9 protein-coding genes are annotated in these 13639 nt (G+C 46.0%); 5 read left to right on the top strand and 4 right to left on the bottom strand.

The window, feature by feature from the left end; genetic code table 11:
- Positions 1-93: 93 nt before the first annotated feature.
- Positions 94-552: a hypothetical protein gene (locus AKL11_RS17185; protein ID WP_067519810.1), complete on the bottom strand. Its 459-nt coding sequence runs from the start codon at positions 550-552 to the stop codon at positions 94-96.
- A 225-nt stretch (positions 553-777) separates the two neighbouring features.
- Between AKL11_RS17185 and accA the strand changes: the two genes are divergently transcribed.
- Both accA and tilS read left to right on the top strand, forming a co-directional pair.
- Positions 778-1728, top strand: a complete 951-nt coding sequence (accA, locus tag AKL11_RS17180) for an acetyl-CoA carboxylase carboxyl transferase subunit alpha (RefSeq protein ID WP_067520505.1) — start codon at positions 778-780, stop codon at positions 1726-1728.
- On the top strand, positions 1725-3113 hold the full coding sequence (tilS, locus tag AKL11_RS17175; RefSeq protein ID WP_095210472.1) for a tRNA lysidine(34) synthetase TilS: 1389 nt from the start codon (positions 1725-1727) through the stop codon (positions 3111-3113). Before accA ends, tilS begins: the two co-directional genes overlap by 4 nt.
- A 114-nt stretch (positions 3114-3227) precedes the next feature.
- Here the strand turns inward: tilS and AKL11_RS17170 are convergent, their stop codons facing one another.
- Complete coding sequence (locus AKL11_RS17170) at positions 3228-5108, bottom strand: death domain-containing protein (RefSeq protein ID WP_157673635.1); 1881 nt, start codon at positions 5106-5108, stop codon at positions 3228-3230.
- A gap of 333 nt (positions 5109-5441) precedes the next feature.
- Here AKL11_RS17170 and pyrG point away from each other — a divergent pair, with 333 nt between their 5' ends.
- Both pyrG and kdsA read left to right on the top strand, forming a co-directional pair.
- Entirely contained in the window at positions 5442-7070 is a 1629-nt protein-coding gene (gene pyrG / locus AKL11_RS17165; RefSeq protein ID WP_067519806.1) for a CTP synthase, read from the top strand.
- A 297-nt stretch (positions 7071-7367) separates the two neighbouring features.
- Positions 7368-8222: a 3-deoxy-8-phosphooctulonate synthase gene (kdsA, locus tag AKL11_RS17160; protein ID WP_067519805.1), complete on the top strand. Its 855-nt coding sequence runs from the start codon at positions 7368-7370 to the stop codon at positions 8220-8222.
- Positions 8223-8581: 359 nt separating this feature from the next.
- On the opposite strand, the gene AKL11_RS17155 is transcribed toward kdsA, so the two are convergent.
- Positions 8582-9679 carry a metal-dependent hydrolase gene (locus AKL11_RS17155; protein WP_216636619.1) on the bottom strand — a complete coding sequence of 366 codons (1098 nt, stop codon included), beginning with the start codon at positions 9677-9679 and terminating at the stop codon, positions 8582-8584.
- Between the two features lie 228 nt (positions 9680-9907).
- On the opposite strand from AKL11_RS17155, the gene yfcC reads away from it, so the two are divergent.
- Complete coding sequence (gene yfcC, locus AKL11_RS17150) at positions 9908-11431, top strand: putative basic amino acid antiporter YfcC (protein WP_067520497.1); 1524 nt, start codon at positions 9908-9910, stop codon at positions 11429-11431.
- 44 nt (positions 11432-11475) lie between these two features.
- On the opposite strand, the gene AKL11_RS17145 is transcribed toward yfcC, so the two are convergent.
- A complete protein-coding gene (locus tag AKL11_RS17145; RefSeq protein WP_067519801.1) occupies positions 11476-13239 on the bottom strand; it encodes a ubiquitin carboxyl-terminal hydrolase family protein in 1764 nt (587 codons plus the stop codon).
- Between the last annotated feature and the right edge of the window lie 400 nt (positions 13240-13639).

Below are 13639 nucleotides of genomic sequence, written 5' to 3'. Positions count from 1 at the left end.
CCTGTCTCTCTTGTTCTGTAAAATAGCTGTCTCGACAACCGCTATTTTACCGTAGATCAACAGAGACAAGCACTTCAGTTCTTCCCCAGATTTTTAACCGGACAGCAGTGTGACGATTTCAGGTATATCTGATGTTTTTTCAGCTGCGCTTGGGGTGCTGTTGTCAGCGGTTGCTTTTGGGATAAATGGCTTAGCATTAGGTCTGAGCGTTGATTCGCTTTGTGAAGTGGGAGCACGGCTATCGTTCGGTACGTTCATGGTAAATGGATTGTGTTGTGGCAAATATTGCACCGGGTGTTGTACTGGCGAAAACACAAAATTCTGTGGAACAAAGGGCTGTATTTTATAATTGCCAAGTTGACTAGGTAATGGGGTAGGATGTGGGGCAGGATGTGGGGCAGGATGTGGGTTCGGGATATATTGTTGCGGCTGTTCAACCTGCCAAATGGTGTGATGCGTTCCACTCGCGAGCAGTGCTCGCTTAGGGATACTGTAAATGGGCAGATATGTAGCGTTAAGTGGTGTGCTGGAAACTGACTCGGGTGAAGACATTATTCTGTCCTATTTCGTTCTATAGAAATGGTTGAAACATCTCTGTTCAAATAGCCATGAACTATAGATTAGAATGACATTTCCGCAGCTTTATACTGACGCATTGGCCAGTTAGAGTGATTTTGTATTGTTTGCTTACAGGCAATTACGCTTTTTAACTCGACTTTCCTTTACGGTTTCCGTATTTTTGACCCTATTTACCTCCGGACATGATAAGTGGATTTCATGAACCCGAACTACCTGGATTTTGAACAGCCCATAGCCGAGCTGGAAGCCAAGATTGAAGAGCTCCGGCTGGTGAGCAGCGATGCGGAACTGAATATTACGGAAGAGATAACAACGCTGCAGAATAAATGTCGCAGTCTGACTGAGTCTATTTTCAGTAATCTCTCTTCCTGGCAGGTTTCTCAGCTGGCTCGCCACCCAAGGCGTCCCTACACGCTGGATTACATTCGTTACCTCTTCGCAGAGTTTGACGAGCTCCACGGTGATCGCCATTTTGCCGATGATCAGTCTCTGGTGGGCGGTATTGCTCGCTTGGATGATCGTCCGGTGATGGTGATTGGGCACCAGAAAGGCCGTGAAATCGAAGAAAAAGTACGCCGCAACTTCGGCATGCCAAAGCCGGAAGGTTATCGTAAAGCCTGCCGTCTGATGGAAATGGCAGAGCGCTTTAAGATGCCCATTCTGACCTTTATTGATACACCGGGTGCCTATCCGGGTATCGGTGCTGAAGAGCGTGGTCAAAGTGAAGCCATTGCTTACAATCTGGCGGTGATGTCTCGCCTGAAAGTACCCGTGATTTCTACCGTCATTGGTGAAGGCGGTTCTGGTGGAGCGTTGGCGATTGGTGTTTGTGATCATCTGGTGATGATGGGTTACTCCACCTACTCGGTGATTTCGCCAGAAGGTTGTGCTTCTATATTGTGGAAGAAGGCAGAGTTTGCTTCTACAGCGGCAGAAGCCATGGGTGTGACGGCAAGCCGATTAAAAGAACTTGGCTTGGTAGACACTTTGGTTCCTGAGCCGCTGGGCGGGGCCCATAGCCACCCTGAAAAAGCGGCGAGCAGTTTGAAGGCCGTGCTGGTGGAGCAACTGAACAAATTGTCGGCGCTTGATAGTGATACCTTGCTGGAAAAACGCTATCAGAAAATCAGGGATTTTGGTTCCATTTGAGTACAGAGCTTTCTTTATCCAGTCACCCGCTCAACTCTGAGTGGGTTCTTGAAAGGCTGAATGCCAGCCTTCACATGCCATTGCAATCTGTGCCTTTTACTGTCGCTTTCAGCGGTGGTGTTGATTCTACGGTGTTGCTTCATCTGATGGTGCAGCTGCGGAATCAAGGTCATATCAACACGCTTAATGCTGTGCATGTTCATCATGGATTGAGTGCTTTTGCTGATCAATGGGCAGCGCATTGTCGCAGCTTATGTCAGCAATGGAATGTTCCTCTCACGGTGGAAAGCGTCGTATTAAAAAACGAAGGGCAGGGTATTGAGCAGGCTGCCCGTGATGCACGCTATGGTATTTTCACGGATGCTGTGAAAGCCAGTGGCGTTTTGTTACAGGGACATCACCGGGACGATCAAACGGAAACCATTCTGCAGCGTTTATTTCGTGGCACCGGTGTGGATGGTATTCAGGGGATGCCACAACAGCGGCCTCTCGGTGCCGGTACGTTGTTGCGACCTTTGCTGTCGATACCCCGGTCATCTATTGAATCTTATGCGAAGGAAAAGAACCTTCAGCATATAGAGGATGACAGCAACAGTGACGAGCGCTTTTCTCGCAACTTTCTTCGTCAGTCATTAATCCCAGCCATTGAAACTCGCTGGCCCGGAGCCTCTGGGCGAGTTGTCGAATTGGCAAAAGAAGTGACAGCGCTGAGTTTGGAACAACAAAGTATTACAGCAGGACAGTTGCAGAGCTGTATTGAATATCACCCTGAATGGCTGTTGGATGATCAGCCCCTGCTAAATGTGCAGCGGCTCGAATCGTTTGCACAAGATGTGCAAAGTAGAATTGTTCGTGGTTGGCTGAAACAGCAGGGCGTTTCGTTGCCTTCGCGAAGTGCCCTGAAACAGGTTTTTGATGAAGTGATTGGTGCCAGGATAGATGCTGAGCCAAAAGTTAAAATTAGTTCGGAATTCAGTATTACTCGCTTTCAAAATCGGCTCGTGTTACTGAATGAGCGGATCGCTTTTCTTATGTTTGATCCCTTTCTATGGGATTGGAGAAGTAACCCGGAAGTCTCTTTGGGGGAACGAACACTGGCTATAGGTAAGAGCGACCGAAAGTCCCTTTCAATTAAACCACCTGTGAGCACCTTGAAAGTTTGTCGACGTTGTCACGCATCAGAAGACGCTAAATTTGCAGTTTCAGGACGAGTGGGACGCAAAACATTAAAGCGCTGGCTGCAGGAATACAAAGTGCCTCCTTGGATCAGGGACTATGTGCCTTTGATATTTCATGATGATCAGCTTGTGGCTGCAGCGGGGCTATGGGTGTGTCAAGCTTATTCACTTGAAGGAGGGTATTCTGTAATGTGGAGTACATCATAAATACGGTCATTAAATATTAATCCACAGCATGATAATTGATATTTCACACTGTGGATTTTCTATGATCACTCCTTCCTGTGTGCCATGGTAGATTTATCTACTTTAAGGTTATGCTTATTGGGTAAATTGGAATTTATATAAGGGTAAAGTGGTGGCTTTTTCAAATGCTTCATTTAGCTTTGTTAGATATTGATTCCCCGTTCTCTGGTGTGCGCGCTGAAGCATTTGGTATTGCTGCTCTTCAGTGTTTTGTAAATAATCATTCTTAAAATTGTCAATCTCATTATCAGGTACTAGGTTTGTGACTCTCATTAGTTTAACCATCTTATGGTATGAACCTATTTGATTTATTAACCAATACTTAAAATCAACATTAAGGACTGGTACATTAAAAATTAATACTTCTCGGCTTAAAAAGTCATTTTTCATTCTAGGTTGTATTGTTATATCAGGACGGTGAAGTTCTGAGTTCGCTGCTGTATTAGGCTGAGTGGAAGTAGGTAATGTTAATGAATTTAATTTATTTCTGCAGTCAGCCAATTTTGAGCTTATCCTAGGGCGCTCTTTATGTTCAGAAGGTAGACTAACTAAATCTGACGTTAACTGCTGTATCATATCACTCGCTTCCTGTTTGCGTTGTGGGGGGATAGGCTCATTGGTTGAGTGATAGGTGTTCACTATTTTGTTGATTTTTTCCAGTTCACTATTTAAATGATTTATTTGACGTTGATTATTTTCCTGTATTCCAGCCTCTTTTTGAGATTTTTCATGCTGAGTCACACGGTCTTTAAGTTCATTATGTGTCGTAAATAGTTGGGAGAGCTTATCTCCTGATACCTGATTTGCTGGCAATTTAGAAAACAACTCTTGTGCTTTGTCTAAATGCTGTGAAACCTGTTGCATCTGAGGTGGGGTAGGAATGTTTCCGGGGTTTAGTTTTAGTGAGGTTAGTTCCCTGGCGCATGTTTCTACTTGGGAGTTGAATTGCTGTTCTTGAAGTTGGATGCCTAGTTTCGATAGTTGTTCTTCATACTTTTTCAGTTGTTTCTGGAGGTTTATCTTTCTCTGATCTGTTTTCAGATGACCTACTTTCTCATTAAGTTCTTTATATTGCCTGGAAGCATCGTTAAGAGTCTTGTCTGTAAGCGTAAGATCCAACCCCTGAACGGTATAGTTAAAGTTTTCAAGATCATTTTGTAGGTTAACAGACTGCAATAGCCCCTTTATATTGCTTTTTAGCTGGGTGGATCGATCAGAAAATTCTGATTTCACGGTCGTGTTTGTTGATTGATTAATCTGTTGTTCAAAGGTTGTTAGCTCTTTGTTCAGGCTGTTTATGGTCGTAATCGCTGGGCTATTGGCCTGAGACAGAGCCTTATATTTCTCTTCCAGCTGATTCAGTTGGCGTTCATGGTATTTTACAACCATAGAATCAAGCTTTGTTTTCGCTTCATTGTGCTGGCCTAGATATACTTGGTCTTCTATTGAAGAGGTACCTTGAGGAGCAAGCGGTTCAAGGTTCGATTGAAGCGCCGCTATTAGCGGAGGGGATAGGCGGCCTGCATCACCATTTAGAAACTCAGAAATTTGCGTATTCAGCTCACTTAGTTTGGACATATTTAATGTATTTTGACTAACCGGAGAATAGGCTGGTGGTAATGTCGAGTCTGTATTGAAACAAGTGGAGGGTGGGGTGGGGGGAGCTGTAGGTTGTAACGAAGGGGAGGGAGTGTGTTCTACTGTTCTTGGTGGGTGTGGATTAGCCTTGTGTGAATCTCTATTCATTAAAGATTTTGTTTCGGGTTGATGTGCTGCTTGTGGTGTTAGTGGTGCATTGGATGATCTGTTCGATGAAGGCGTACTGTTCGTTACGTTCCTGTTTCTATGTGTTGCGATATCCTTTGTGTCAGTCGATTGGGCACGGCTTCCTTCCATAGAGCCATCACCGCTTGTTTTTGGTTTTGAACAGCAGAATAAAGAGCTTATATGAGGCATGATTGATTCCTAGCTAAACCTTGCTAAAGGTGGATGAAAAAGTTCTAGCATATGGTGACTTGAGACCATCTAAATCCAATTTCGTTTCCTGATAAAATTAAGTTTCTGATGTTTTAGTCAGAAATATCTTGTAATAGAGTAGGGGGGTGTAATCCAAAGTGTCTTTATAGCTTCTGTGTCTTAACAGCGAACAGTCGGAAAGTGTTAATAACGATTTTACGTTTCCCGAAGCTTTTGGTATCCTGATCCCCCATCTTGAGACTTTATTTTCAGCCGTGGTTTTTGAGCTGAAAACAGTTCCCCCGTCAGTTTTATATTTCATAGCAGGTTAGCATGACGCGTTATATTTTCGTCACCGGCGGCGTTGTTTCCTCATTGGGCAAAGGCATTGCATCGGCATCCTTGGCGGCCATTCTTGAAGCACGTGGTCTTAAGGTGACGATGCTCAAGTTGGACCCTTACATCAACGTTGATCCGGGCACCATGAGCCCGTTTCAGCACGGTGAAGTATTTGTTACCGAAGATGGTGCTGAAACCGATCTGGACCTCGGCCATTACGAGCGTTTTATCCGCACCACCATGAAGCAGGGTAATAACTTTACTTCTGGTCGTATCTATCAGGATGTTCTCCGTAAAGAACGTCGTGGTGATTATCTCGGTGGCACGGTTCAGGTTATTCCGCACATCACCGACGAAATCAAACGTCGTGTGATCAAAGGTGCTGGCGATGCGGACATCGCCCTGGTGGAAGTGGGCGGAACCGTGGGTGATATCGAATCCCAGCCGTTCCTGGAAGCCATCAGACAGTTAAAAGTAGAACTGGGTTCCCAGCGTGCCATGTTGATGCACCTGACGCTGGTGCCTTACATCAAAACGGCCGGCGAAACCAAAACCAAACCGACTCAGCACTCTGTTAAAGAACTGCGCTCTATTGGCTTGCAGCCAGATATTCTGGTGTGTCGCAGCGAAGAGCATATTGATGCTTCTGCCCGTCGTAAGATTTCTCTGTTCACTAACGTGGAAGAGCGTGCGGTTGTCTCTCTGAAAGATGCCGACAGCATTTATAAAATCCCCCGTATGCTCCATGAACAGAGCCTGGATCAGCTGATTGTTGATCGTTTCAACATGGGTTGTCAGGCGGCTGATCTCTCTGAGTGGGATGATGTGGTGGATCGTGAGTTCAATTACTCCACGGAAATCACCATCGCCATGGTAGGCAAGTACATGGAGTTGCTGGATGCCTACAAATCCCTGATTGAAGCCATCAAGCACGCAGGTTTGAAAACCCGCACCAAGGTGAAAATTCGTTACATCGATTCTGAAACCATTGAGCAGGAAGGCCTGTCGGTTCTGGAAGGGGTGTCTGCCATTTTGGTACCGGGTGGTTTTGGTCATCGTGGTGTGGAAGGTAAAATAGCCACGGTTCGTTACGCTCGTGAGAATAAGATTCCTTATCTGGGCATCTGCTTGGGTATGCAGGTGGCGGTGATTGAATACGCCCGTCATGTGGCAGGTCTTGAAGGTGCCAACAGTACAGAATTTGAACGCCAGGCGGCTCATCCGGTGGTTGGTCTGATTACCGAATGGATTGACGCAGCCGGCAGCGTTGAAAAACGTGATGAAGCGTCCGATCTTGGCGGTACGATGCGCTTGGGTGCGCAGAACTGTAATCTGACTGCTGGCACGCATTCTCATGCGGCCTATGGTAAGGACGTGATCACTGAGCGTCATCGTCACCGTTATGAAGTGAACAACAACTATGTTGAAGCATTGGAAAAAGCCGGTCTGGTGATCTCTGGTCGTTCTGAAGACAACTCTCTGGTAGAAATGATCGAAGTGCCAGATCATCCATGGTTTGTTGCCTGTCAGTTCCACCCGGAATTTACTTCAACACCGCGTGATGGTCATGGACTGTTTACAGCGTTTATTAATGCGGCGCTGTCGTTTAAGCACAAATCTTGATAAGGGAAGTGGCATTGTAGAAAATACCAGTAATCCGTCATTCCCGCGCAGGCGGGAATCCATTGCGAGCCGTGGATCCCCGCCTGCGAGGTTGTCGCAAAACTCCAGAAACCTCGTTCCCATGCTTTGCGTGGGAATGCATACTCTCTAATTTTCAAAGGGTTAGAAGTATGGGTTCCCACGCAAAGCATGGGAACCAGGGCTTTTGCGACAACCTCCTGCGCGGGGATGACGATGGTATATTCTTAACCTCAGCTTCCCTAACACCGATTTTTCAACAGAATTAAGGCTGTAGAAATGCAGAACAACAAAGTAGTTGATGTAAGCGGCATCAAAGTGGCAAACGATTTGCCTTTTGTGCTTTTTGCCGGAATGAATGTGCTGGAATCCCGCGATCTGGCCATGAAAATTGCTGAAGAGTATGTACGGGTCACTGAAAAACTCGGCATCCCGTATATCTTCAAGGCGTCGTTTGATAAAGCCAATCGTTCGTCCATCGCCTCTTATCGTGGGCCGGGTCTGGAAGAAGGCTTAAAACTGTTTCAGGAACTGAAAGAGGCGTTTGGTTTTCCGATCATTACCGATGTGCACGAGCCACAACAATGTCAGGCGGTGGCAGAAGTAGTGGATGTTATTCAGCTGCCTGCGTTTCTGGCGCGCCAGACGGATTTGGTGGAAGCCATGGCGAAAACCGGTGCGGTTATCAATATCAAGAAGCCCCAGTTCCTGAGCCCGGGGCAGATGGGCAACATTTGTGACAAGTTCCGTGAAGCGGGCAACGATCGTCTGATTCTCTGCGAACGCGGTGTGAACTTCGGTTATGACAACCTGGTCGTCGATATGCTGGGCTTCAACACCATGAAGCAGGTCAGTGGTGGTGCACCGGTGATCTTCGACGTCACCCACTCTCTGCAGTGTCGTGATGCACTGGGTGCTGCTTCCGGTGGTCGTCGTCATCAGGTGACTGAGCTGGCTCGAGCGGGCATGGGTGTTGGTCTTGCAGGCTTGTTCCTGGAATCTCATCCGGACCCGGACAATGCCCGTTGTGATGGCCCTTCTGCACTTCGCCTCTCCATGCTGGAACCGTTCCTGACTCAGATGAAAGCACTGGATGATCTGGTGAAGTCATTTGAAGCGCTGGATACTCACTAAGTATCACGTTGAGTTCATGTCTAAAAAAGCCATGGTTACCGCCATGGCTTTTTTATATCCGTCTTACCTCGTTCCCATGCTTTGCGTGGGAATGCATACCTTTGAATATTCAAAGGGTTAGAAGTATGGGTTCCCACGCAAAGCATGGGAACCAGGGCTTTTGCAACAGCATGGGAGTCAGGACTTTCACGACAATCTCGCTGCGCATGGAAATGCAAACAGGTGCAAGCCAAATGAGACAAGTCCATTACCTCCCTTGTACTTGGCCTTTCAGGAAGGTTGTTTTATTCACTGAAGCTGCGGTATGCGTTCCCACGGAAGACTGTGGGAACGAGGCTGGAAGGTTTTCGACAGCCTCCTTATTGTGTTTCGATGGTTGTGCACTGAGCGCAGTTGCCAAGATTGGCATCAATGTTTGCATTGCCGAGCAGGCGGTCAATTAACTTGCCGTAGTCGCCTTTCAGGCTGATGCCTTGATAGCGGAAGGGTGTCTGATAAAGTTGCCATTGCCCCTCCAGATTCCGTTCTGCGAAAGCAAACTGAAAGGCAAGGTTGCCGGCCATTCCCATGCGAAGATCAGAAACAATTAACTGACCGTTGTCTTCCCGGTAGCTGAGATAGTTTTGAGAAAAGGTTTGCAGATCGATGAGTTGTTCTGGTGTTTCCTTTATTGACCAATGGCCGCGGGGTTGGCGAATAAAACGCACTTCCGCATCCTTATCCAGCAAAGAAGCAAGTCCTTCCCAGTAACTGTCGCCATCCAATACCACTACTCGCCAAAGCAGGGTGTTGAGAGGAGCGGGTGTGATAAAGACGCTTTCTGTTGGTAGGGCAAGAGCCTGTACTGTGTCGTCTACCCGTTGCTGAATTATCTGCTGGGCAACCAGGCTCCAGACGAGATAAAGGGTTGCAATAAACAGAGCGATAACACTGTTTTTTGCAGCCTTTTTCGGTCTTATCAAACCAAAGCCAACACCGATCAATAATGGCAGCGTGTAAAGCGGATCAATGATAAATACACTGGATAGTGCATAGTAACCGGGTATTGGCCAGGTCAGTTGGGTGCCATACGTGGTGAAGTAATCCAATAATGGGTGGGTGACCAAAACGGACATTATCATCAGGCCGAGGCGATTGAACGACCATGCTGGTATTGGTTTGAAATAATGAATTGCCCATGCCAGAAACCATGAGAAAATCGGCAGGACAAAAAGCGAATGAGAGAAGCCCCGATGTTTCACGGTATTGCTAATGTCATCGCCATAATTGATCAGAACATCCAGATCCGGGAGTGTTCCCAGCAGGGCGCCAGCCAGAAGTACTTTGCCATTGCATCGCTTACCCGCAAATACTGCAGCAACGGTGGCGCCAAGGGCTGCCTGAGTGATTGAATCCACATCACACCTTTTATACCCGTCGCCTTTCAAGTTGCTACTTTGTTGGCTGCTCTCGCTCACCCCGGTCACCTACTATTTGTAGGCTCACGGGGCTTCGCTCACTTGCCGCCGCGTAGCAACTTGAAATCCTTTGGGTATATTTGAAAGTCATTATCAAATCATTAGAGAATGATGCCTGAATCTTGAGTCGAGTCAACGAAATAAAGGATTCGTTATTTATACCTATTGACTATTTATTCGCTATATATGAAATTCTATGCAAATAATTGACGTCGATAGATGAGATTTATGGCTGAAGTAATTGCCCAGAACCCTTCCCAAGAAGTTCCCCGTTCAACATCCTGGCAGATGCCCGACACCCTGATTCTTATTTTCTTTGTGGGCGTTTTTGCTGTATTGCTGACCTACCTGATTCCTGTTGGCAATTTTGCCAGTGAGCAGGTTGCTTATGTTGTGGACGGTGTCGAAAAAGTCCGAACTGTGATTGACCCAGACTCTTTTGCCTATGCCACTGACGACGCTGGTCAAGAGATTTACAAATCCGTTGGTCTGTTTGCTACTGGCAGTGAGCCGGGACTGATGAACTTTGCTTTTGCAGGTTTGTCTTCAGGTTCTGCAGTCAGCGTCATTATGTTTATGTTGGTGATCGGTGGTGCTTTTGGCGTAGTGATGCGCACTGGCACTATTGATAACGGCATTCTGCGATTGATTGAAAAAACCAAAGGCAGTGAAGCACTGTTTATTCCGGTGCTGTTTTTCCTGTTTTCCCTGGGCGGTGCTGTGTTTGGCATGGGGGAAGAGGCGGTCGCCTTTGCCATTATTATTGTGCCGTTGATGGTGCGTTTGGGTTATGACGGTATCACCACCGTGATGGTGACCTACGTTGCGACTCAAATTGGTTTTGGTACGTCGTGGATGAACCCATTCTCCGTCGCCATCGCCCAGGGGATTGCGGGGGTGCCAGTGCTGTCTGGTATGACGTTCCGTGTGGTGATGTGGTTTGGTTTTACCCTGATTGGCATCCTGTTTACGATGATGTACGCGGCGAAGATCAAGAAAGATCCGGAGTCATCTTACAGTCGTCGTTCAGATGCTTACTTTCGCAATCAAGCATTGAATATGGTGGATTCTCGCTGGAACATAGGCGACACCCTGGTTTTGCTGACAGTGGCTGCCACGATGGTGTGGGTGGTATGGGGTGTGATTGTTCATGCCTGGTATATCGGTGAAATCGCTTCCCAGTTCTTCACCATGGGTTTGGTGGCAGGAGTGATTGCGGTTACCTTTCGCTTGAATGATATGACATTGAACGACGTCGCCAGTGCATTTAAAGAAGGCGCTGGCGTCATGTTGGCGCCTGCTCTATTAGTGGGTTTTGCCAAAGGCGTTTTGCTGATGCTGGGCGGTGGTAACACGGGAGATGCCAGCGTTCTGAATAGTATTCTTAACAGTGCTGGTGGTTTGATCAGTGGTCTTCCGGGGGCTGCGTCCGCCTGGTTGATGTATGTCTTCCAATCCGGGTTTAACTTCTTTGTGACCTCTGGCTCTGGCCAGGCAGTACTGACGATGCCGTTGTTGGCGCCGTTGTCGGACATTGCCGGTGTTACCCGACAGGTGTCGGTGCTGGCATTCCAGCTGGGCGATGGTTTTACCAATCTTATTGTGCCCACTTCTGCTTCACTCATGGCAACATTGGGCGTTTGTCGTATAGATTGGGGCGATTGGGCGAAGTTTGTCTGGCGTTTTATGGTGCTTCTGTTTGTGCTGGCTAGTTTTGTGGTGGTGGGTGCTCACTTGATTGGCTTTGCCTGAGTGTAAATAGGGTCATAGAAAAAGCGTAAATAGCGAACCCCTGCTTAAGCAGGGGTTTTATCAACGATCTTATAATCGGCTATGTAAGGTGCAAAACCGAAGTTAATCAGAAACTCATACACTGAATTGATGATGATGCAATCTGAGAGCTCGATACCTTGTTGCTGTTGTTTGTAGGTCACATAATCCGATAGCTTACAGACAACTTCATCGTCTCTGACGATCACACTGCCATCACTTTCACATGACAAGGTGATGTAATGACCGCTGAAAGGGGATTCCCCCTGATGACAGATTAATGATGTTAATTGTCCATGTATGTTGTATTGCAGGCCATCGCTGTTGTTTGTGGCTCGAAATGTAATATCCAGACTTGGGTTGGCAAAGAGTTTCTGTGCTATATCAGCACACTTTATTCTCTGCTGCTTATCAATATCGTAATCAAAAAGTCCAAGAGAGAAGCTAATGGACTTTAAATGATCGAGCTGGCCGCTCCATTCTTCGCTTTGCTGCGTTGGAATGGTCAGATCGTCGGTCTCAAGTCCATGCTCTGACCGAGCCCATCGAACCTCTGCAAGCCCTTCCCTACTTTTTTTGATGTAATCATTCATGGTGAAAGGGACGTCGGTTTGATTGGGCAAGTGATGGGGGGTAACCAGTGGCATTAAGGCAAAGTGGTCAGAGGTTCCCGTTATTTTCCGCAGTGGTCTTCCCTGATATTCAGCAGTGCATACTGTTTTCTTTATCAGTGAAAACTCTTTATTTGAGTTCATCTTGTTTAACTCAAATAGTGTCGTGAGAAACTCGGAAGCATCTTGTTGCATGCTGCTATTTTCTCTTGGAAATAATTTTTCAAGAGAACTGCCTTCGGGGCAGTTGGTGGCAATGGATTTAAAGTAATTAATAATATCAAGCTGGTCTTCTTCCAATGAGTCGGATGGTAGGATTTCCTCTGCAATTGCACGGTATTGAGTTTGGAAGTTTTTTAATGCAGCGTTTAGTAATGGAACAAGGCTTATGAGTGCTTGATTTTTAATGACAGTATCCCCGGCAATGTCTGGTATCATTGGGATAGTGTTGGTTTCAAGTTTTAGAATTAGAAAATTAAGAGCTGAGTTCAGCCAGCATTTTGAATCACGGTTAGGTAGTTGAGGGCCAACTGGTTTTGGCAGAGGTACTGGTGGCGTAAATAACAAGCTTTGGATATCTTCATCTGACTCAAATGTCAAATCATCAGTCGGTTGATTGTTATTTGTTGAGCTAAAGGCACTAGAGAACAATTTTTCATACCCTAGCTTTAATGAAATTAACGTGGGATAGATATTGTGTTGATAGAATTCAATAGATAATACATGATTCGGATTAGCATCAGCTAATGCTTTGTATTCTTCGTAGGTTAGAGCGAATTCTGGTTTTTCTTCCTCTGGTAAAGATAAAGCGTGCGCCATTATTTCATTGATTTTTGCTTCCTTCATATCGGTCAGGGATACGTATTGATCAATAGGTGAGGTAGTGGAATAAGTAGGGTTTTGAATGGGTGTTTGTGTCTCCTTTTGCTCAGGCATAAATGTCATTATATTTTGATTAATTGTGCAGTTAGTGTCATAAGATAAAGAATGGTTTTTATTAAAATATTCTTTAAGGTCATGTGCGTAGGTCGCAAAAGTTGGGTCACTATTAGGATCTCCAACAATAACTCTGCCCCTGAATAGCCCTGCTTTTTTATTGCCGTTTTCATATTGTTGAGCTTTTAACTCCATCACAATGATATCTTGCAGTATTGGGTGTTGATTAAGGTTGCTTAACATATAAAAACCTTTGTTTATATCAGATTAAATGCGTCTATTGAATGAGACAAAGGTTCTAACATTAAGTTCAGATATGTGATCTGTGATCAGGATTTCCTTGAGAAGTGTCTAGCGTTTGTCCAGAGATAAGGCAAGTAATTAGTTAATTAACCAGTTATTCCAATTATTAAACCCCGACTTCGGGGTTTTTTAAATGGTGCTCAGGCAAGCCAACTCCCGTGTTCGGACAGTATTTTCCAATCCCAAAATGAGCCTGAAAAGAGTATAAACCCATGATTTCAGGCCTTTCGCTTAAAGATGCCTTGAAACAGTGATTCTCTGGCAGACTGCAGTTGCTGGGCAGCCTCGTTATCACTCATTGATTCAGCCTTTGACTCCAATGCATGCGGCGGAGTTCCTT

Source organism: Endozoicomonas ascidiicola (genome assembly GCF_001646945.1).
In the GTDB taxonomy this organism is placed as follows: domain Bacteria; phylum Pseudomonadota; class Gammaproteobacteria; order Pseudomonadales; family Endozoicomonadaceae; genus Endozoicomonas; species Endozoicomonas ascidiicola.
Note: the sequence above shows the minus strand (reverse complement) of the source record. Positions and strands in the feature narration are given on the sequence as shown.

Coding starts and splice junctions, on each gene's coding strand:
- AKL11_RS17185 (WP_067519810.1), bottom strand. CDS start 552: ATGTCTTCACCCGAGTCAGTTTCCAGCACACCACTTAACGCTACATAT.
- accA (WP_067520505.1), top strand. CDS start 778: ATGAACCCGAACTACCTGGATTTTGAACAGCCCATAGCCGAGCTGGAA.
- AKL11_RS17170 (WP_157673635.1), bottom strand. CDS start 5,108: ATGCCTCATATAAGCTCTTTATTCTGCTGTTCAAAACCAAAAACAAGC.
- pyrG (WP_067519806.1), top strand. CDS start 5,442: ATGACGCGTTATATTTTCGTCACCGGCGGCGTTGTTTCCTCATTGGGC.
- kdsA (WP_067519805.1), top strand. CDS start 7,368: ATGCAGAACAACAAAGTAGTTGATGTAAGCGGCATCAAAGTGGCAAAC.
- yfcC (WP_067520497.1), top strand. CDS start 9,908: ATGGCTGAAGTAATTGCCCAGAACCCTTCCCAAGAAGTTCCCCGTTCA.
- AKL11_RS17145 (WP_067519801.1), bottom strand. CDS start 13,239: ATGTTAAGCAACCTTAATCAACACCCAATACTGCAAGATATCATTGTG.